Origin of the sequence: Sphingomonas aurea (assembly GCF_030678875.1) — a bacterium.
Classification (GTDB): Bacteria; Pseudomonadota; Alphaproteobacteria; order Sphingomonadales; family Sphingomonadaceae; genus Sphingomonas; species Sphingomonas aurea.
The window spans coordinates 158,789-176,599 of sequence record NZ_JAUUDS010000002.1 but is presented as its reverse complement, the minus strand read 5'-3'; the positions used below and the strand labels follow the sequence as shown (position 1 = coordinate 176,599).

Here is a 17,811-nt window from a genome sequence, read left to right as displayed (position 1 = left end):
GCTATGTGCGGTGCAGCATCAACGATCAAGACTGATCCTTGCGCCGGCGTAGAAGAAGCGGCCGAGCGGCGAGATCGGCACGTTGGTCTGGAAGCCGATATCGGGTCGCTGGTCGCCCAGATTGTTGACCCCGGCATAAAGGGCGAACCGCTCCGACGCGCGGACCTGCACCTGCACGTCGTGCTGCCACAGTTCCTTGAAGCGGAAATAGCGCGGGTCGACGGCGGTAGGATTGTCGTCGGTGGTCTGGCGATCGAACCGGCGCACGCCGTTCTGCCAGCGCAGGTTATAGCTGACCGTCACCGCGTCGATGCTCCAGGTCGGCGAAAAGGTGAGGCTGTATTTCGGCCGGAACGGCTGGTCGACATTGTCGATCACCGCCGCGCCCGGCGTCGCGACCTGTTCCAGCCGGTGGAGATAGCCGCCGACCAGCCGCAGGTCGAAGCGGCCGGCGCCGGCGGTGGTGACGACGTAGCTGGCGTTCAGCTCCAGCCCGGCGGTGCGGAAGGCAGCGACGTTTTCCGGCTGGACGACGAAGCTGCTGACATAGCCGGTGCCCGCCTGCCGTGTAATCAGCGCACAGAAGACGTTGTCGGTGGTCGGCTGGTCGACGCACGAGGCGGCGATGTCGCTGGCGGTGGCTAGGCTGATCGCGTCGCGAATGCGGATGTCGTACCAGTCCAGCCCGACCTGCAGCCCCGGCACGAAGCGCGGGCGCAGCACGGTGCCGACTGTCCAGGTCCGCGCGGTCTCCTCGCGCAGGTTCGCATTGCCCTGCTGGAAACCGGGTCGATAGGTGATGGCGAAGGGATCGGTGGCGGCGCTGAAGCTGGCCGCGTTGCCCCCGGCGGCGGCGATCAGCGCCTGGCAGTTGGCGACGCGGTACTGGCTGCCGTTGCCGCGATTGGCGAGGTAGCAGGGATCGTCGACCGAATCGCCCGACCCGGTGCGCGGGCGATAGAACTCGCCGAGATTGGGCGCACGGACCGAGCGGCCATAGGAGCCGCGAAAGCTGATGTCCGCGACCGGCGCCCAGATGCCGTTGAACTGATACGCCTGGGTCGCGCCGACGGTGGAGTAATCGGACCAGCGCCCGGCCGCCCCGAACGACAGCAGGTGGGCAAAGGGCAGGTCCTTCAGCAGGGGGACGTTCAGCTCGCCGAACCCTTCCCACACGTCGAACTTCGCGCGCGCCGCGGTGGGCACGATATATTCGTCGTAACCATAGAAGATGCCGTCGACCAGTTCCTGCGCGGGGCGGAAGCGGCTCTTCTCAACGCGGTACTCGGCGCCCACCGCGAACTGGACCGGGCCGCCGGGCAGGGTGAAGAACTGGCCGAAATCGCCGGTCAGCGAGGCGTTGGCGACGTGCTGCTCGATCCGCGCGGTGCTGACCGGATCGTAGAGGAAATAGCCGAACGACGCCGGGTCGATGGTGTTCTGGCCGAACGGGTTGACCGGCAGGCACCCCGCCGCGCGCGCCGCTGCCGAGCGGCAGACGATCTGGCCCGTCGCGGGATTGCGCACCGCGTCGAGCGCCTGGGCGAACTCGGTGCCGAGCCGGTCGTTCAGCTTGGTCGCGCGCAGGTCGGTGCGGCCATAGGTATAGGAAACGTCGTAGCTGGCATGGTCGGTGATCGCGCCGGTCACGTCCGCCACCCCGCGCCACGTCCGCCGGCGATCGTCCTCGCCGCGGCGGGGCAGGTCGAAATTGTTGCGGCTGAGGTCGACCCCGGTCTGCCCGGCGGCGACCGCGGCGTTCAGGATCGACTGCGGGATGTAGGGATTGTCGAGCGGCGTCGACTGGTAGAAGGGGCCGCCCGGATAGGTGCCGGTATAGCTGGCGAGCGTGCGGATGCGGGTCTGGACGAACTTGCCCTCCAGGCTGACCTTGAACGCGTCCGACGCGTCGAAGTGCGACAGCAGGTTGACCGCGTGCCGCTCGGTCTGCGGCAGGATGTCGCCGATATAGCCGGCGACCGGCGTGTCGTCGCCGCCCAGCGTGTAGGGCGTGTTCACCAGCGACGGGCCGGCGGTGTAGATCGCCCCGTCGCCGCGATAGCGGACGCCCCCGATGTCGGTATAGCCATAGGTCGAGCTGTCGCGGTAGCGGATGTCGCGGGCCGGCCCCTGCTGGTAACTGCCCGCGCGGGTCGGGTCGTAATCGTTCAGCGCGACGAAGTTGATGCGGTTGGCGCTGCGCAGATAGTCGCGATCGTCGTTGGCCAGCGGATCCTCGGCCGAATATTCGTACGCCGCGGTCAGATTGGCGCGGCCGCCGGCGAAGTTGCGCCCGACGATTACCGACGCGAAGCGGTTGCCGGCGTCGCCCCGGTCGGAGATGCCGGCCTGCGCGCGCGCCGCCAGCCCGTCGAAATCGCGACGCAGGATGAAGTTGACCACACCCGACACGCCGTCCGCGCCATAGACGGCAGAGGCAGCGCCGGTCAGCACGTCGACCCGTTCGATCAGGTCGGTGGGAATGGTGTTGATGTCGACCGCAGCCGTATCCGGCTGGCTGGCGACGTGGCGGCGCCCGTTGACCAGTACCAGCGTGCGGTTGGTGCCGAGCCCGCGCAGGTCGAGCAGGTTGAGCCCGACCTGCCCGACCGCGCCGTCCGCCTGCGCGTTGCCGGCGCTGCGCGTGCTGTCGACCGAGTTGCTCAGCGCGGGCACGCGCTGGAGGAAATTGGTGACGTTGGTGTTGCCCGACTCGCGGATCTTCGCCGCGTCGAACGAGACGATCGGGTTGGGCGCCTCGTAATCCGGGCGGCGGATGCGCGATCCGGTGACGACGATGTCGGCACCCTCTTCGGGCGCGGCGGCGGGAGCGGGCGCGGGGTCCGCCTGTTGAGCGGCGGCGGGCACCGCGGGGACGAGAAAGGCGGCGCCCGCCAGCAATGCGGCGCGCGTGATCGTGGAAAACGGCATCCCTGTTCACCCCTTTTGCCGCCGGTGCGTGCCGACGGTGATTTTTGTAAGTTTTTGTGAAATCCCGCGCCGGTCAAATGGTTGCACTGCTGGCTTCTGCATTCGCGACCTGCCAAGACAGGCCATGGGACAGGCAGCTAGCCCGCCCGACCAGGGGCTGACGCGGCGCGGGCTGCTGGCGGGATCGGCTGCGCTCCTGGCCTCGGCATGCGCGCCGCGGCGCAACCCGGCAGCGCTTCGGCTGTGGGCGATGAGTTACGAGGGCGATTACTCGCCGCACCTGATGCCGCCCTTCACCCGCGCCACCGGCATCGACGTCGAAGTGCAGTCGCTGCCCTGGACCGCCTCTCACGAAAAACTGCTGACCGCCTTTGCCGGCGACGCGATGCCCGACGTCATGATGCTGCCTGCGGGCTGGGTCGGCGAGTTCGCGATGGTCGGCGCGATCGCACCGGTTTGCGACCCTGCTCTGGTGACTGGGCTGTTCCCCGGCCTGACCGAGGCGACGCGTTACGGCGGCCGGGACCATGCCGTGCCCTGGTCCGTCGCCCCGCAGGCGCAATTCTATCGCCGCGACCTGCTGGCGGCGGCGGGATATGACGGGCCGCCACTCGACTGGGCGGGGTGGCGGCACATGGGGCGTGAACTGAAGCGGCGGCGGCCGGGGGAATGGGTGTTCCTGATGCCGCTCAACTGGTGGGATGCTCTGTTCACCTTCGCCGGGCAGGCCGGGGCAAAGCTGCTGCGTGACCGCAACACGCGCGGCGACTTCGCCTCGCCGGAGTTCGCCGCGGCGCTCGATTTCTACGCCTCGCTCTATGCCGACCGGCTGGCGCCGCCGATGCTGTCGACCGAGTTGCAGGATCCGTTCGCGGCGTTCGCGCAAGGCGCGTTCGCCATCTATCCGCGCTCGCCGGCAATGCTGCTCGACCTGCGCCGCCGCGCGGCCGAGATCGCACCCGATCGCTGGGGCGTCGCGCGGATGCCGGGGCCGCGCGGGCCGGCACCGGCCGGCGGGATCAGCGCGACGCTGGCGGTGGCGGCCACGTCGCCAAGGGCGCACGAGGCATGGACGCTGGTCCGCTACATGACCGGCGTGGGCGCCGAGCTGGAGTTCCAGCGGCTGATCGGCAGCCTGCCCGCGCGCCAGTCGGCCTGGGCGGCGCCGCAGATGCAGGCTCCGGTGCTGCGGCCGTTCCGCAGCCAGATGACCGAGCTGGTCACCGAGCCGAACGTGATCGAGTGGGAGCGTATCCGCATCGAGGTGCAGCTGGTCGCCGAGCGGCTGGTGCGCGGCGACCTGACCTCGGCGCAGGCCATGGCGACGATGAACACGCGCGCCGACGCGATCCTGGCCAAGCGACGCGCGCTGGTCGATGCGGGGCGGATCGCGTGACGGATCTGATCGCGTGACCCGGCAGGAGCGCACCGCCTGGACGTTCACCGCGCCGGTGCTGGCCATCATCGCCTTCGTCCTGATCCTGCCGACGCTGCTCGCACTGGCGCTGAGCGTCACCGACTACAGCGTCTATGCTTTGGCCGACTGGGCGAACCTGCGCTTCATCGGGCTTGGCAATTTCACCACGCTGCTGACGACGCCTTTGTTCTGGCGGGCGCTGGGCAACACCGCACTCTTTTCCGTGGTGGGCGTGCCGATGGCGATCGGCGCATCGCTGCTGGCGGCGCTGCTGCTGAACGACGCCACCGTGCGGTGGAAGCCGCTGTGGCGGGTGGCGCTGTTCGCGCCCTATGTCACCAGCGTCGTGGCGACGGCGACGGTGTGGCAGTTCCTGCTCAACACCCGCTACGGCCTGCTCAACTACGGCCTGTCGCTGGTCGGCATCGGCCCGGTCGACTGGCTGGGCGATCCGCGCGCATCGATCCCGGCGATCCTGATCTTCGTGACCTGGAAGATCTTCGGCTATAACATGATCGTGTTCACCGCCGCGCTGTCGGCGGTGCCGCAGGACCTGATGGAGGCGGCGCGGCTGGACGGCGCGTCGCGGCTCGGCCGGTTCCGCCACGTCACCCTGCCGGCGATCGGGCCGACGCTGCTGCTCGCCGCCGTCATGAGCGTGGCGGGGTTCCTGCAGCTGTTCGCCGAACCCTATGTGATGACGCAGGGCGGGCCGGCGCAGAGCACGGTGACCGTTCTCTATTTCATGTTCGACGAGGGGTTCAAATGGTGGAACCTGGGACAGGCGAGCGCGGTGGCGCTGATCCTGTTCGTGCTCATCCTGGCCGTCACTCTCGTCCAGGCGCGGATCGGCAGGCGGTACGAATGGCTGTGACCGTCCCGCGCGCGCGCATCCGCGCCATCCTCGCCAACGCTGCGGTGGCGGCGGTGACGCTGCTGACGCTGCTGCCGCTCGCCTGGATGGTGACGGTGTCGTTCATGCCGCGCGGCGAGGCGAACCACTTCCCGCCGCCCTTCTGGCCGAGCCGCTGGTCGTGGGAGAATTATCACGAGCTGCTGGTCCGCCGGCTGATCGACGGCGCGTGGTTCGATTACCGCATGGTGCCGGCCCTGTGGAACAGCTTGGGGATCGCCGCGCTGTCGACGCTGTTCGGGCTGCTGCTGACGGTGCCGGCCGGCTATGCCTTCGCCAAATTGCGCTTCACGGGGCGGGAGCGGCTGCTGCGGCTGCTGATCGTCAGCCTGATCGTGCCGGGGCAGGTGGCGATGCTGCCGCTGTTCCTGATCTTCAAGGAGCTGGGGCTGGTCAACAGCTATGCCGGGGTGATCCTGCCGAGTCTGGCCGGCATCTTCGCGATCCTGTTCGTGCGGCAGGCGACGCTCGGCATCCCCGACGAGATGCTCGACGCGGCGCGGTTGGACGGGGCAAGCGAAGCGCGCATCTTCGGCTCGATCGTGCTGCCGCTGCTCGCGCCGATCGTCGTCACGCTGGCGCTATTCATGTTCCTGGGCAGCTGGAACGATTTCCTGTGGCCGCTCATCATCCTGTCGGACCAGCACCGCTACACCCTGCCCGTGGCGGTCGCCGCGATCGGGCGCGAGCATGCCGCGGACGGCGAGCTGATGATGGCCGCCGCGGTGGTGACGACGCTGCCGGTGCTCGCGCTGTTCCTGGCGCTCCAGCGCTTCTACATGAACGGGCTGCTCGGCGGCAGCGTCAAGGGTTGATGGCCGCATCCGCGTGAGCGGATCACAAACCCAGCGAGCGACCCTCGATGTCGAAGACGTGGACGCGTTCGGGTGCGATCGAGAAGCACAGCTCCTCGCCCAGCGTGACGCGCCGATCGCTCGGCAGCTGCGCGACCACCGTCTGCGCGCGCCCGGGTACGCCGAGATGCGCGAAGGAGAGGGGGCCGAGCCGCTCGAACAGTTCGACCGGTCCGCGAAACGGGCCGTTCGGGTCGACCTCCAGATGCTCTGGCCGGACGCCAAGCGTCACCGCCGCACCGACCACCGCCGGGACCGGCGCGCACACCTCGGTGCCGTCGTCCAGCCGCAGCGTCGCGCCGCGCAGGTCGGTGTCGACGACGGTCGCGGGCATCAGGTTCATCCCCGGCGAGCCGATCGCGCGCGCCACCGCCAGCGTCGCGGGCCGGTCGTAGAGGTCGATCGGCGCGCCGACCTGCTCTACCCGGCCCGCGCTCATCACGACGATGCGGTTGGCGAGCGTCATCGCCTCCAGCTGATCGTGGGTGACGTAGATCATCGTCGCGCCCAGCTGGCCGTGGAGGCGCGCGAACTCGTGGCGCATCCGCACGCGCAACTCGGCATCCAGGTTCGATAGCGGTTCGTCGAGCAGCAGCACCTGCGGCTCGCGCACGACCGCGCGGGCGATCGACACGCGCTGCCGCTGCCCGCCCGACAAGGCGCGCGGCCGTCGCCCGAGCAGCGGCGTCAGGTCCAGCGACGCCGCCACCGCCGCGACCCGCGCCGCGACCTCCGCCCGGGGGCGGCCGGCGACCTTCAGCGGAAAGCCGATATTCTCGGCAACGGTCAGGTGCGGGTAGAGCGCATAGGATTGGAACACCATCGCCAGCCCGCGATCGGCCGGCGCCGCGTTGGTTACGTCGCGCCCGCCGATGGCGACGCGCCCCGCGCTCGGCACCTCCAGCCCTGCGATCAGGCGCAGCAGCGTCGACTTGCCGCAGCCCGACGGGCCGACGATCACGACGAATTCGCCGTCCTCTACCGAAAGATCGGTGGGCGCCAGCACCTCGTCCGGGCCGAAACGCTTGGCCAGTCCTGTTATCTCGACACTCGCCACGTCGTTCCCCCGTCCCAGGGTCATCGCCCGCGGCGCAGCAATACGCAAGCCGGTCAATGGCTTGTCGGATGGAGGAGGTAGGCTGGCGCACCCGGCGGCCAGCGCATCTTCATCAGATCCCTGGCACCATCCGGCGGCGCCTCACATCACCACCTTCGGCGGCAGCGAAGCCTCGATCGCCGCACGCACCATCCGCTCCCACACCGCGACGTCACCCACCGCGGCCATCCGCTCGTCCGGCTCACGCAGGGTGCGTAGCACGGCGATCGCCTCTGGCAGGTGGTCCTTCCAGGCGCCATCGACCTGGGCAGAGGCCGATTCCGCATCCCCGCCGCCATTGGCGCTGATCCGTTCGGCGGCGAGCACGCGGGCGATGCGCTCAGCGATCGGGGTGCGCGATATGTCCATGGCTGCTCTCCTTCGCGGCAGGTAACCCGCGAGGGAGAGCATGGTATCCGTCAGCGCGAAGCGGACGAGCCCGCGCCGCGGCCCTGACCACCACCGGAGCCGCCGCGACCCCGGCCGCCGCCGCCGCCACTGCGGCCCTGACCCTGACCACCGCCGCGCCCGCCGCGGCTGGCATTCGCATAGTTGCGGCCACCGCCGGTGCCGGTCGGCGTCGGCGCGTGGGTCGCGCGCGGGCGGGCGGGCGGACGGGCGCCACGCGGGCGATCCTCGCGCGGGGCGGGATCGTTGCCGATCGCCTTCACCCGCTGCGACTTGATCTGGTTCGCCTTGTTGGCGAAATCCTCGGGCAGCGGCTGGACCGGGATCTTCTGGCGCGTGGTGCGCTCGATATCCTTGAGGTACGGCCGCTCGTCATCGGCGCAGAACGACACCGCGATACCGCTCGCCCCCGCGCGCGCCGTCCGCCCGATGCGGTGGACGTACTGCTCGGGCACGTTGGGCAGCTCGAAGTTGACGACATGGCTGACGCCCGACACGTCGATCCCGCGCGCGGCGATGTCGGTCGCCACCAGGATGCGGACGCTCCCCGACTTGAACTCGCCCAGCGCCCGCTCGCGCTGGCCTTGGCTCTTGTTGCCGTGGATCGCGTTCGACGCGATGCCGTTGCCCGCCAGCAGCTTCACGACGCGGTCGGCACCGTGCTTGGTGCGGGTGAAGACCAGCGCGCGATCGATCGTCTCGTCCTGCAGCACCAGCGTGAGGAGCGCCTGCTTCTCGGTCTGGTTGACGAAGGTGACGAGCTGGTCGACCCGCTCGGCGGTGGTGGCGGCAGGCTTGACCGACACGGTGGCCGGCTCGTGCAGGAACTGATTGGCCAGCTCGCGGATCGAGGCGGGCATCGTCGCCGAGAAGAACAGCGTCTGGCGCTTCCTCGGCACCATCCGCACGATCTTCTTCAGCGCGTGAATGAAGCCCAGGTCGAGCATCTGGTCCGCCTCGTCGAGAACGAGGATCTCGATCATCGACAGGTTGACGAAACCCTGCTCGACCAGGTCGATCAGCCTGCCCGGCGTGGCGACGAGGATGTCGACCCCGCGGCTCATGTCCTGGCGGTTCTTGTTGATGCTGGTGCCGCCGAACACGGTGGTCACCGACATCTTCGAGAACTTGCCGTACTCGCGCGCCGAATCGGCGATCTGGCTGGCCAGCTCGCGGGTCGGGGCCAGCACCAGCATGCGGCAATGGGTCGGCAGCACGCGCTTCTGCGCCGCGACCATGCGCTGGATCGACGGCAGCACGAATGCCGCGGTCTTGCCGGTGCCGGTCTGCGCGATGCCGAGCAGGTCGCCGCCTTCCAGCACGGTCGGGATCGCCTGCGCCTGGATCGGGGTGGGGTTGGTATAGCCCTTCGCCTCGAGCGCGCGGACGAGCGGCTCGGACAAGCCGAGAGTTTGGAAAGTCATGGGAGTCCTATAAGATAACAGGCCCTGGCCGCGCAGCCATGATGGATGCACGGAAGGCGGGGGGAAGATGACACCCCGCGTGAATAGGGAAGCCTGACGATTATGGCCGAGGCGGAGCTTCGAACCTTGCGGGTCCGATCACGCTGCATGACGCCTCGATGGTGGTGCACTTAGCCGCAGTGCAGCGAAAAGTCAATGTGGGTCCTTGGCTGTCTTGCCAATCCCGAATGGCGCCGACAGACTTCCGTCGGCGCGGTTTTTGACATGAGACGGAGGTTTTATGAAGGTGGTCGTTGCTATTGCCGTCATTGCGGCATGCACTTCTCAGGTTAGCCTGAGCAAGGAGACTGACACGACTTGGAGTAAGTCTGGCGTAAATTACGAGCAGTACCGAGCCGATTCGGTAGATTGCGCTTACGTCGGATACTATAGGGACGTCTCGAAAGATGAGCCTGCCGTAAAATTTCTGACCGGGTGGCGAGCGGCGGATACTGCTCTGAATATGCCTGGAGGTAACGGCGATGGATGGGGAGCGGCCATCGCCAGAACGCAGCCCGACCGCAGGCGAGCCGAACTTCACGCCATACAGACCTCGGACGTGGAGAATTGCCTTATCCGCAGAGGATATCGGGAAATCCACCTGACCCGGTCAGAGGTAAAAAGACTGGCAAAATACAAGAGGGGGTCTGAAACCAGGCGCCATTACCTGTATTCCATAGCAGCGCGATAACGTCGCGTGCTGACGAGCGCTCGCTAGGCGACTCGAACGGCGGAACGGCTCAGGCGCTTACCGCCCCAGCACGACCGTACCGGCATAGTCGATCGCCTGCACGACCGCCTTCGGTGCCGCAGCGATGCCCCGCGCGCCCAGCACCACGCCGGCGACTGCGGCGTTCAGCGCCATCCACGGCAGCATCGCCGCCGCGGCGACCAGCAACACGGGGACACCCACCGCGCGGCGGACGAGCGGCGACGACGGCCGGCTGACGACGACGTCGAGTTCCAGCGGTGCGGCGGCGGTGATCGGGCCCATGTACATCGTCTCGAACCTCTTCGATGATCTGCCCCGCACTCTGCCGCCGATGCGGTTAACAGTGCGTTACGGCGCACGGATGGTGCCGCCGGGCATATCGTGACGCTTGAAATTTAATTACAACCGCGCGACAGAGTTGTTGACCCAAAGGCGGAGTGCGACTCCGCGCGAACGAGGTGGAGAGACAGTGGCCGAGCCCGATGGCGCCGACGCGCGCCTGCGCCCCAATATGCCGCAGCTGTCGCTGCACGTGCCGGAGCCGCGCTTCCGGCCGGGCGACCCGGTCGACTTCGCCGAGGTCGACATCCCGGCTGCGGGCGCCGCGCGCCGCCCCGACACCGCCGACGCGCCCGGCGGCTTTACCGAGCTGGCCTATACGCTGGTCCGCGTCCTCGACGATGCGGGCAACGCGGTCGGCCCGTGGGACCCGAAGCTGTCGCCCGACCGGCTGCGCGCGATCCTGCGCCACATGGTGCTGCTGCGCGCCTTCGACGAGCGGATGTTCCGCGCCCAGCGCCAGGGCAAGACCAGCTTCTACATGAAGGCGCTGGGCGAGGAGGCGGTGGCGGTCGCTGCGGCCCACGCGCTCGACTATGAGGATATGTGCTTCCCCTCGTACCGGCAGCAGGGGCTGCTGATCGCGCGCGACTGGTCGCTGGTCGACATGATGAACCAGATCTACTCCAACACTGCCGACCGGCTGCAGGGCAAGCAGCTGCCGATCATGTATTCGGCGAAGGCGGCGGGGTTCTTCTCGATCTCCGGCAACCTCACCACGCAATATCCGCAGGCGGTCGGCTGGGCGATGGCCTCGGCGGCGCGGGGCGACACCCGGATCGCGGCGGTATGGTGTGGCGAGGGATCGACCGCGGAAGGCGATTTCCACTCCGCCTGTACCTTTGCCGCTGTCTATCGTGCGCCGGTCATCATGAACATCGTCAACAACCAGTGGGCGATATCGAGCTTTTCCGGGTTCGCCGGCGCCGAGTCGACCACCTTCGCCGCGCGCGGCGTCGGCTATGGCATCGCGGCCCTGCGCGTCGATGGCAACGACGCGCTCGCCGTCTATGCCGCGACCGAGTGGGCGGCGGAGCGGGCGCGGACCAATGCCGGCCCAACGCTGATCGAGCACTTCACCTACCGCGCCGAGGGGCACTCGACCTCCGACGACCCCGGCCAGTACCGCTCGGCGGGCGAGCCGACCGCGTGGCCGCTGGGCGATCCGGTCGCGCGGCTGAAGCAGCACCTGATCGCGATCGGCGAGTGGGACCAGGAGCGCCACGCCGCGCAGGACCGCGAACTGGCCGAGCAGGTCAAGGCCGCGCAGAAGGAAGCGGAGAAGAACGGCATCCTCGGCCACGGCCTCCACCAGCCGCTCGACTCGCTGTTCGACGGGGTGTTCGAGGAGATGCCCTGGCACCTGCGCGAACAACAGGCCCAGATGATGGCCGAGGAAGAGGCGAGTGGCCGGCCATGGGCGCGCAAGTGAGCACGGTTGAAATCCTCCCCGGCACGGGGCGGGGGACGAGCCGCAGGCTGGTGGAGGGGGTTCTCCACCAGCGGCAACCTTCGTGGAGAGCCCCCTCCACCACTCGCTGCGCGAGCGGTCCCCCTCCCCGTGTCGGGGAGGATTTGCAGGCATGACGATGACCGAATCCGCAGAACCCACCACGCGCATGAACATGATCCAGGCGATCAACTCCGCGCTGGACGTGATGATGGACCGCGATCCCGATGTCGTCGTGATGGGCGAGGACGTCGGCTATTTCGGCGGCGTGTTCCGCGCGACGGCGGGGTTGCAGGCGAAGTTCGGCAAGACCCGCGTGTTCGACACGCCGATCACCGAGATCGGCATCATGGGCGTCGCGATCGGTATGGGGGCATACGGGCTGCGTCCCGTGCCAGAGATCCAGTTCGCCGATTACATCTATCCCGCGCTCGACCAGCTCGTGTCGGAGGCGGCGCGGCTCCGCTATCGCTCGGCGGGCGAGTTCACCGCGCCGATCACGATCCGCTCGCCTTATGGCGGCGGTATCTTCGGCGGGCAGACGCACAGCCAGAGCCCGGAGGGGATCTTCACCCATGTCTCGGGCATGAAGACGGTGATCCCGTCGACGCCCTACGACGCCAAGGGGCTGCTGATCGCCGCGATCGAGGACAACGACCCCGTCCTCTTCCTGGAACCCAAGCGTATCTACAACGGTCCGTTCGACGGCCATTGGGACCGGCCCGCGCAGAACTGGTCGAAACATCCCGCCGGCGAAGTGCCGACCGGTCACTACCGCGTCGAGCTGGGCAAGGCGGCGATCGTGCGGCCGGGCGAGGCGCTGACCATCCTCGCCTATGGCACGATGGTGCATGTCTGCCGCGCCGTGGTGGAGGAAAGCGGCGTCGATGCCGAGATCATCGACCTGCGCACGCTGGTCCCGCTCGACATCCAGACGATCGAGGCCTCGGTAAAGAAGACCGGCCGCTGCATGATCGTGCACGAGGCGACGCGGACCAGCGGCTTCGGCGCCGAGCTGTCGGCGCTGGTGCAGGAGCGCTGCTTCTACCATCTCGAGGCGCCGATCGAGCGCGTCACCGGGTTCGACACGCCCTATCCGCACAGCCTGGAATGGGCCTATTTCCCGGGCCCGGTCCGCATCGGCCAGGCTCTCAAGAAGATCATGAAGGACGCTTGAAGATGGCGCGTTTCACCTTCCGCCTGCCCGACATCGGCGAAGGCATCGCCGAGGCCGAGATCGTCGCCTGGCACGTCGCCGTGGGCGACCGGGTCGAGGAAGACCAGAACATCGCCGACATGATGACCGACAAGGCAACCGTGGAGATGGAATCGCCGGTGTCGGGTACCGTGGTCGAACTGGCCGGCGAGGTCGGCGACCAGGTCGCGATCGGCGCCGCGCTGGTGGTGATCGAGACGGAGGGCGAGAGCGAAGCGTCGCCCGCCACCGAAGAGGCCGTGCTGGAAGCGGAGAACCCCGGCGTGGAGGAGGTCACCACTTCCGCTCCTGCCCAAAATCCTGCCCCGGCAAATGCCGGGAGCCAGTCGGGAGACGCGGGTGACGCTGCGCCGTCTTCCAATACGCCGGACGCTCCAGCCGGGTCCCGGCCTTCGCCGGGGAACGATCAGGCGCCCGCCTCCTCTGTCCAAGCCTCCCCCGCCGTTCGTGCCCGCGCACGCGACCTCGGCATCGACCTCGCCGCGGTCAAGACCGATGGCGAGCGCGTTCGCCATGCCGATCTCGACGCCTATCTCCGCTACGGCGCCGCGCAGGGCTATGCCGCCCCCGGTGCCAGCCGCGCGCGCGCCGACGAGCAGGTCCGCGTGATCGGCATGCGCCGCCGCATCGCCGAGAACATGGCCGCCGCCAAGCGCAACATTCCCCACTTCACCTATGTCGACGAGGTGGATGTGACGCAGCTGGAGGCGATGCGCGCCGATCTGAATGCGAACCGCGGCCAGCGGCCCAAGCTGACCATGTTGCCGCTGATGATCGTCGCGATCTGCCGCACCTTGCCCGAATTCCCGATGCTCAACGCCCGTTACGACGACGAAGCGGGGGTGGTCACCCGCCGTGGCCGTGTTCATCTGGGCATGGCGGCGCAGACCGATGCCGGCCTGACCGTCCCCGTCATCCGCGACGCGCAGGACCTGAACGTCTGGCAGCTGGCGACCGAGATCGCCCGGCTGGCCGAGGCCGCGCGCGCCAGCAAGCTGAAGCCCGAGGAACTGGGCGGCGGCACCATCACCCTGACCTCGCTCGGGCCCCTCGGCGGCATCGCGACCACGCCGGTCATCAACCGCCCCGAAGTCGCGATCATCGGCCCCAACAAGATCGTCGAGCGCCCAATCTTCCAGGGCGACGATATCGTCCGTGCCAAGCTGATGAACGTCTCGATCAGCTGCGACCACCGCGTCGTCGACGGCTGGGATGCGGCGAGCTACGTTCAGGCGCTGAAGAAGGTACTGGAAACTCCGGTCCTGCTGTTCGCCGACTGAATCCGTCCGACCCCTGACCACCCCGTCATGCCGGGCCTGTCCCGGCATCCACGGCACCGCAAACGCACGGACCGAGGCGCCTGCGGACGGGTGGATGCCGGGACAGGCCCGGCATGACGGAGAGGGGGTAGGTGCACCCCCAGACCACCGTCACCCCTGCGCAGGCCGGGGTCTTCTGCTTGGCGGGCGCCACGCCTTCCTCCGGGAGACCCCAGCCTGCGCTGGGGTGACGAGATGTGGCTTCACCGAACGCAACACCTTCGCGCCTTCGTGCGAACTTCATCACATCTCGCGTAAATTCCAAACTCGCTTGCGCCCACTCGCCCCAGCGGCAAGGGCGGGCCATGACCGCGACCGATCAAAACCCCCGCACCGGCCTGGCCCTGGGCGTCGTCGCCTATGTCCTGTGGGGTGTGCTGCCGATCTATTTCAAGCTGCTCCACGGCGTGCCGGCGCCCCAGATCCTCGCCCACCGGGTGATCTGGTCGCTGCTCCTCCTGGCGCTGGTCGTCGTCGTCCTGCGTCGGGTCGGTGCGATCCGCGCCGCCGCGCGCGGCCGCACGCTGGCGATGCTGGCGGGCAGCGCCGCGCTGATCGCGACCAACTGGCTGGTCTATATCTGGGCGGTCGGCCACGCGCATGTGCTGGAGGCGAGCCTGGGCTATTTCATCAACCCGCTGGTCAATGTCGCGCTCGGCGTCGCGGTGCTCGGCGAGCGGGTCGGGCGCATCCAGTGGGTCGCGGTCGGTATCGCTGCGCTCGGCGTGCTGGCGATGGCGCTGGGCGGCGGCGGATCGGTGTGGATCTCGCTGACCCTCGCGCTCAGCTTCGGCTGCTACGGGCTGATCCGCAAGGTGGTCGCGATCGACGCGCTCGGCGGCCTGACGATCGAGACATTGCTCCTCGCCGGCCCTGCCATTGCCGTGATCGGCTGGGCGCAGGGACACGGGCAGGGGGCGATGGGCCACGACACCCGGCTCGACCTGCTGCTGGTCGCCGCCGGCGCGATAACCGCCGCACCGCTGTTGCTGTTCGCGGCGGCGGCGCGGCGGATGCGCTACACGACGCTGGGGCTCCTTCAGTATATAGCGCCGACGCTCCAGCTCGCGCAGGCCGTCCTCCTCTTCGGCGAGCCGCTGCGCGATTTCCACATCGTCGCCTTCGCGCTGATCTGGAGCGGCTGCGCGCTCTACGCCGCCGCGAGCCTCCATGCCGCCCGCCGGCCGGCGTCGCTCGCCGGATGAGCGTCCTCCGCGCCGCTATGCCGCATCTTGTCGTGATCGTCGCGGTGGCGATCGGCTATCTGATCGTGCGGATCGGCATCGCGCCGCGCACCGGCCTGCTCCGCTACCACGCCACCGACCTGCTCGCCGGCGTGGCGCTTCCCTCCATCATCGCGCTGGCCATACCCGCCATCACCCCGCTCGGCCTCTGGGCGCGCACGCTGCCCGGCAAGCTCGCCCTGATCGCGGGCGCCATCGCCGTCTGGGAAGTCGCCGTCCCGCTCATCACGACACGCTCGACGCCCGATCCGATCGATGCGCTCTGCTACGTCGCCGGCACCCTCCTGCAGCATGCGGCGGTGGGCCGGAAGTAAGAGTATTCACGCGGAGCCGCGGAGACGCAGAGGTGTCACCCCCAGCCGCACGGCAGCTCTTCACAACCGACCGTCGGTGACACGGACGTGCTGCCCTGCGCGCAATTCCTCCGCGTCTCCGCGTGAACCGATTTTCTCGCGCAAAGACGCGAAGACGCAAAGATGTCCTGTGCGCGGCAGCGCAGCGCGCTCCGCCGGCTGAAGAGGGAAAGCTGCCGCGCGCCCGGGCGCAACCGCTTGGCATCTTAGCGCGAAACGCCCTGACGCCGCTGCTCCCCGATCCAGCGCCAGAACGCCGGATCGTCATACGCCGGCACCCACGAGAAATGATCCGTTGCGGGATACACGGTCAGCCGCGGCTTGACGCTGCCCTTGCAGGCGCGGATCGCCTCGATCATCTCGAAGTCGCCGCGCACCGGCACCGCGCCGTCGTCATCGCCGTGGAACGCCCAGATCGGCACGTCCTTCAACACGCAGGCCCGTCTGGTCGGCGTCTCGGCGGCGACCGGGGCGACTGCGGCGAACAGGTCGGGATGCGCGATCGCCCAGCGCCAGCTCGCGATCCCGCCCAGCGACAGTCCGGTCAGGTAGATGCGCGACGGGTCCACCCGGTACCGCTTGCGGATATCGGCGAGCAGCCGGTCGAGCGTTGCCACGTCCCAGTCCGCATCCGCGGGCAGCTGCGGCGAGACGATCAGCATCGGCGTGCCGGGATGCTGCGCCAGCACCTTGGGCGGCCCCCAGGCGGCCACCTGCGTCACGTCGCTGCCCCGCTCGCCCGATCCATGCAGGAAGATCATCAGCGGCCATGTCTGCGTCTTGTCCGTCTCGTACCCGCGCGGCACGAACAGCAGGAACGGATAGTCGCCCGCCCGATATGCCGCCTGAGCGGTCTGCCCCGCGCCCAGCGGCAGCGGATCGGCGGTGGCAGCGCTGGCGGTCAGGGCGAGCAGGGCGGCGGCGAGCAGGCGTCTCATCGCCCGAGCTTGGCATGGCCGCCTGGCTGCGTACAAGAGGCCGATGACCGTGGAAACCCGCCGCGACGCGCATGTCGCGATCGTCACCTTCGCCCGCCCGCCGCACAATTTCGCCGACCTGACGCTGATCGAGGGGATCGGCGCCGCGTTCGACGCCGCCGACGCCGATCCGGAGGTGCGTGCGATCGTGCTCCGTTCGGAGGGCCGGGTGTTCTGCGCCGGCGCAGATCTGGTCAATGCCAATCCGGTGGCGGACGGCGTGCCGGCGGACGGCCGCAACCCCTTCTACGTCGCCGCAGCCCGCCTGTTCGCGGTCGCCACACCGGTCGTCGCGGCGGTGCAGGGCAGCGCGGTTGGTGCCGGCCTCGGCCTCAGCCTGGTCGCCGATTTCCGCGTCGCGGCGCCCGAGGCGCGCTTCGTGGCCAATTTCGTCCAGATCGGATTTCACCCCGGCTTCGGCATCTCCGCGGTGCTGGAGCGGGTCGTCGGCCGCCAGCGCGCGCTCCTGATGAACCTCACTGCCCGCCGCATCCGTGGCGAGGAGGCGGCGGAGTGGGGGCTGGTCGACCGGCTGGTGCCCCTCGCCGAACTTGACGCGGCGGCGCTGGCGCTGGCGCACGAGATTGCGGCCGGCGCCCCGCTCGCCGTGCAGGCGACCCGCGCGACGATGCGCGGCGACCTAGCCGCGCTGGTTGCCGCACAGACCGATCATGAACTGGCGCAGCAGGCGTGGCTCCAGCGGACCGAGGATTTCACCGAGGGCGTCCGCGCCGTGGCGGAGCGGCGGCCGGGCCGGTTCCTGGGGCGCTAGAGGCAAAAGCGATCAGGACTGCGAGCCCCTCCCCTTCAGGGGAGGGGTTGGGGTGGGGCGCTTCCCCGTGGGCGCGCCTGCGGATACGCCCCACCCCCGGCCCCTCCCCTGAAGGGAAAGGGAGCGCAGTCCTGATCGCAAATGGCTCTAGATCCTCCCCCGGAGGGAGAGGGGGACCGCCGCGAAGCGGTGGTGGAGGGGTCACCGGTTGCGAGAATGTGCTGCCGCCGCCACCTGCGACCTCTTCATGGGAAGAAGCGACGGCAAAGCCGCCGCTTGCGTCGGACGGGGTCGGCATGCGCCGACCCGCCGGCCGTGCCGGGCCATGCGCTTGCGCGCATCGGCGC

At 68.9% G+C, this 17,811-nt stretch carries 15 protein-coding genes; 9 read left to right on the top strand and 6 right to left on the bottom strand.

The window, feature by feature from the left end:
• Nucleotides 1–18: 18 nt before the first annotated feature.
• Nucleotides 19–2,931 carry a TonB-dependent receptor plug domain-containing protein gene (locus tag Q5H91_RS06910; protein ID WP_305172567.1) on the bottom strand — a complete coding sequence of 971 codons (2,913 nt, stop codon included), beginning with the start codon at nucleotides 2,929–2,931 and terminating at the stop codon, nucleotides 19–21.
• 124 nt (nucleotides 2,932–3,055) lie between these two features.
• Here Q5H91_RS06910 and Q5H91_RS06905 point away from each other — a divergent pair, with 124 nt between their 5' ends.
• The 3 genes from Q5H91_RS06905 to Q5H91_RS06895 are packed head-to-tail and all read left to right on the top strand — an operon-like array spanning nucleotide 3,056 to nucleotide 6,076.
• Nucleotides 3,056–4,327: an extracellular solute-binding protein gene (locus Q5H91_RS06905; RefSeq protein WP_305172566.1), complete on the top strand. Its 1,272-nt coding sequence runs from the start codon at nucleotides 3,056–3,058 to the stop codon at nucleotides 4,325–4,327.
• A 13-nt stretch (nucleotides 4,328–4,340) separates the two neighbouring features.
• The gene (locus Q5H91_RS06900; protein WP_305172565.1) at nucleotides 4,341–5,222 is read left to right on the top strand and encodes a carbohydrate ABC transporter permease; all 882 of its coding nucleotides are present in this window, start codon (nucleotides 4,341–4,343) and stop codon (nucleotides 5,220–5,222) included.
• The gene (locus Q5H91_RS06895) at nucleotides 5,213–6,076 is read left to right on the top strand and encodes a carbohydrate ABC transporter permease (protein WP_305172564.1); all 864 of its coding nucleotides are present in this window, start codon (nucleotides 5,213–5,215) and stop codon (nucleotides 6,074–6,076) included. Before Q5H91_RS06900 ends, Q5H91_RS06895 begins: the two co-directional genes overlap by 10 nt.
• 22 nt (nucleotides 6,077–6,098) lie before the next feature.
• Here the strand turns inward: Q5H91_RS06895 and Q5H91_RS06890 are convergent, their stop codons facing one another.
• From Q5H91_RS06890 to Q5H91_RS06875, 4 genes are all read right to left on the bottom strand, one after another.
• Nucleotides 6,099–7,196: an ABC transporter ATP-binding protein gene (locus Q5H91_RS06890; protein ID WP_305172562.1), complete on the bottom strand. Its 1,098-nt coding sequence runs from the start codon at nucleotides 7,194–7,196 to the stop codon at nucleotides 6,099–6,101.
• Between the two features lie 117 nt (nucleotides 7,197–7,313).
• Nucleotides 7,314–7,580, bottom strand: coding sequence for a hypothetical protein (locus tag Q5H91_RS06885; protein ID WP_305172561.1), 267 nt, complete (start codon nucleotides 7,578–7,580; stop codon nucleotides 7,314–7,316).
• A 50-nt stretch (nucleotides 7,581–7,630) separates the two neighbouring features.
• Entirely contained in the window at nucleotides 7,631–9,043 is a 1,413-nt protein-coding gene (locus Q5H91_RS06880; protein ID WP_305172560.1) for a DEAD/DEAH box helicase, read from the bottom strand.
• 787 nt (nucleotides 9,044–9,830) lie between these two features.
• Nucleotides 9,831–10,076: a hypothetical protein gene (locus Q5H91_RS06875; protein WP_305172559.1), complete on the bottom strand. Its 246-nt coding sequence runs from the start codon at nucleotides 10,074–10,076 to the stop codon at nucleotides 9,831–9,833.
• Between the two features lie 229 nt (nucleotides 10,077–10,305).
• Here Q5H91_RS06875 and Q5H91_RS06870 point away from each other — a divergent pair, with 229 nt between their 5' ends.
• From Q5H91_RS06870 to Q5H91_RS06850, 5 genes are all read left to right on the top strand, one after another.
• A complete protein-coding gene (locus tag Q5H91_RS06870; RefSeq protein ID WP_305172843.1) occupies nucleotides 10,306–11,565 on the top strand; it encodes a 3-methyl-2-oxobutanoate dehydrogenase (2-methylpropanoyl-transferring) subunit alpha in 1,260 nt (419 codons plus the stop codon).
• A 187-nt stretch (nucleotides 11,566–11,752) separates the two neighbouring features.
• The gene (locus tag Q5H91_RS06865) at nucleotides 11,753–12,760 is read left to right on the top strand and encodes an alpha-ketoacid dehydrogenase subunit beta (RefSeq protein WP_305172842.1); all 1,008 of its coding nucleotides are present in this window, start codon (nucleotides 11,753–11,755) and stop codon (nucleotides 12,758–12,760) included.
• A gap of 2 nt (nucleotides 12,761–12,762) precedes the next feature.
• The gene (locus Q5H91_RS06860) at nucleotides 12,763–14,079 is read left to right on the top strand and encodes a dihydrolipoamide acetyltransferase family protein (RefSeq protein WP_305172557.1); all 1,317 of its coding nucleotides are present in this window, start codon (nucleotides 12,763–12,765) and stop codon (nucleotides 14,077–14,079) included.
• Nucleotides 14,080–14,423: 344 nt separating this feature from the next.
• Nucleotides 14,424–15,323: an EamA family transporter RarD gene (gene rarD, locus Q5H91_RS06855; RefSeq protein ID WP_305172556.1), complete on the top strand. Its 900-nt coding sequence runs from the start codon at nucleotides 14,424–14,426 to the stop codon at nucleotides 15,321–15,323.
• Nucleotides 15,324–15,355: 32 nt separating this feature from the next.
• Complete coding sequence (locus Q5H91_RS06850) at nucleotides 15,356–15,676, top strand: hypothetical protein (protein WP_305172555.1); 321 nt, start codon at nucleotides 15,356–15,358, stop codon at nucleotides 15,674–15,676.
• 245 nt (nucleotides 15,677–15,921) lie between these two features.
• Here Q5H91_RS06850 and Q5H91_RS06845 read toward each other — a convergent pair whose 3' ends face one another.
• On the bottom strand, nucleotides 15,922–16,653 hold the full coding sequence (locus Q5H91_RS06845; RefSeq protein ID WP_305172554.1) for a carboxylesterase family protein: 732 nt from the start codon (nucleotides 16,651–16,653) through the stop codon (nucleotides 15,922–15,924).
• A 43-nt stretch (nucleotides 16,654–16,696) separates the two neighbouring features.
• On the opposite strand from Q5H91_RS06845, the gene Q5H91_RS06840 reads away from it, so the two are divergent.
• The gene (locus Q5H91_RS06840) at nucleotides 16,697–17,464 is read left to right on the top strand and encodes an enoyl-CoA hydratase/isomerase family protein (RefSeq protein ID WP_305172553.1); all 768 of its coding nucleotides are present in this window, start codon (nucleotides 16,697–16,699) and stop codon (nucleotides 17,462–17,464) included.
• Nucleotides 17,465–17,811: the final 347 nt, after the last annotated feature.

Coding starts and splice junctions, on each gene's coding strand:
- Q5H91_RS06910 (WP_305172567.1), bottom strand. CDS start 2,931: ATGCCGTTTTCCACGATCACGCGCGCCGCATTGCTGGCGGGCGCCGCC.
- Q5H91_RS06905 (WP_305172566.1), top strand. CDS start 3,056: ATGGGACAGGCAGCTAGCCCGCCCGACCAGGGGCTGACGCGGCGCGGG.
- Q5H91_RS06895 (WP_305172564.1), top strand. CDS start 5,213: ATGGCTGTGACCGTCCCGCGCGCGCGCATCCGCGCCATCCTCGCCAAC.
- Q5H91_RS06890 (WP_305172562.1), bottom strand. CDS start 7,196: ATGACCCTGGGACGGGGGAACGACGTGGCGAGTGTCGAGATAACAGGA.
- Q5H91_RS06885 (WP_305172561.1), bottom strand. CDS start 7,580: ATGGACATATCGCGCACCCCGATCGCTGAGCGCATCGCCCGCGTGCTC.
- Q5H91_RS06880 (WP_305172560.1), bottom strand. CDS start 9,043: ATGACTTTCCAAACTCTCGGCTTGTCCGAGCCGCTCGTCCGCGCGCTC.
- Q5H91_RS06875 (WP_305172559.1), bottom strand. CDS start 10,076: ATGGGCCCGATCACCGCCGCCGCACCGCTGGAACTCGACGTCGTCGTC.
- Q5H91_RS06870 (WP_305172843.1), top strand. CDS start 10,306: ATGCCGCAGCTGTCGCTGCACGTGCCGGAGCCGCGCTTCCGGCCGGGC.
- Q5H91_RS06865 (WP_305172842.1), top strand. CDS start 11,753: ATGAACATGATCCAGGCGATCAACTCCGCGCTGGACGTGATGATGGAC.
- Q5H91_RS06860 (WP_305172557.1), top strand. CDS start 12,763: ATGGCGCGTTTCACCTTCCGCCTGCCCGACATCGGCGAAGGCATCGCC.
- rarD (WP_305172556.1), top strand. CDS start 14,424: ATGACCGCGACCGATCAAAACCCCCGCACCGGCCTGGCCCTGGGCGTC.
- Q5H91_RS06845 (WP_305172554.1), bottom strand. CDS start 16,653: ATGAGACGCCTGCTCGCCGCCGCCCTGCTCGCCCTGACCGCCAGCGCT.
- Q5H91_RS06840 (WP_305172553.1), top strand. CDS start 16,697: ATGACCGTGGAAACCCGCCGCGACGCGCATGTCGCGATCGTCACCTTC.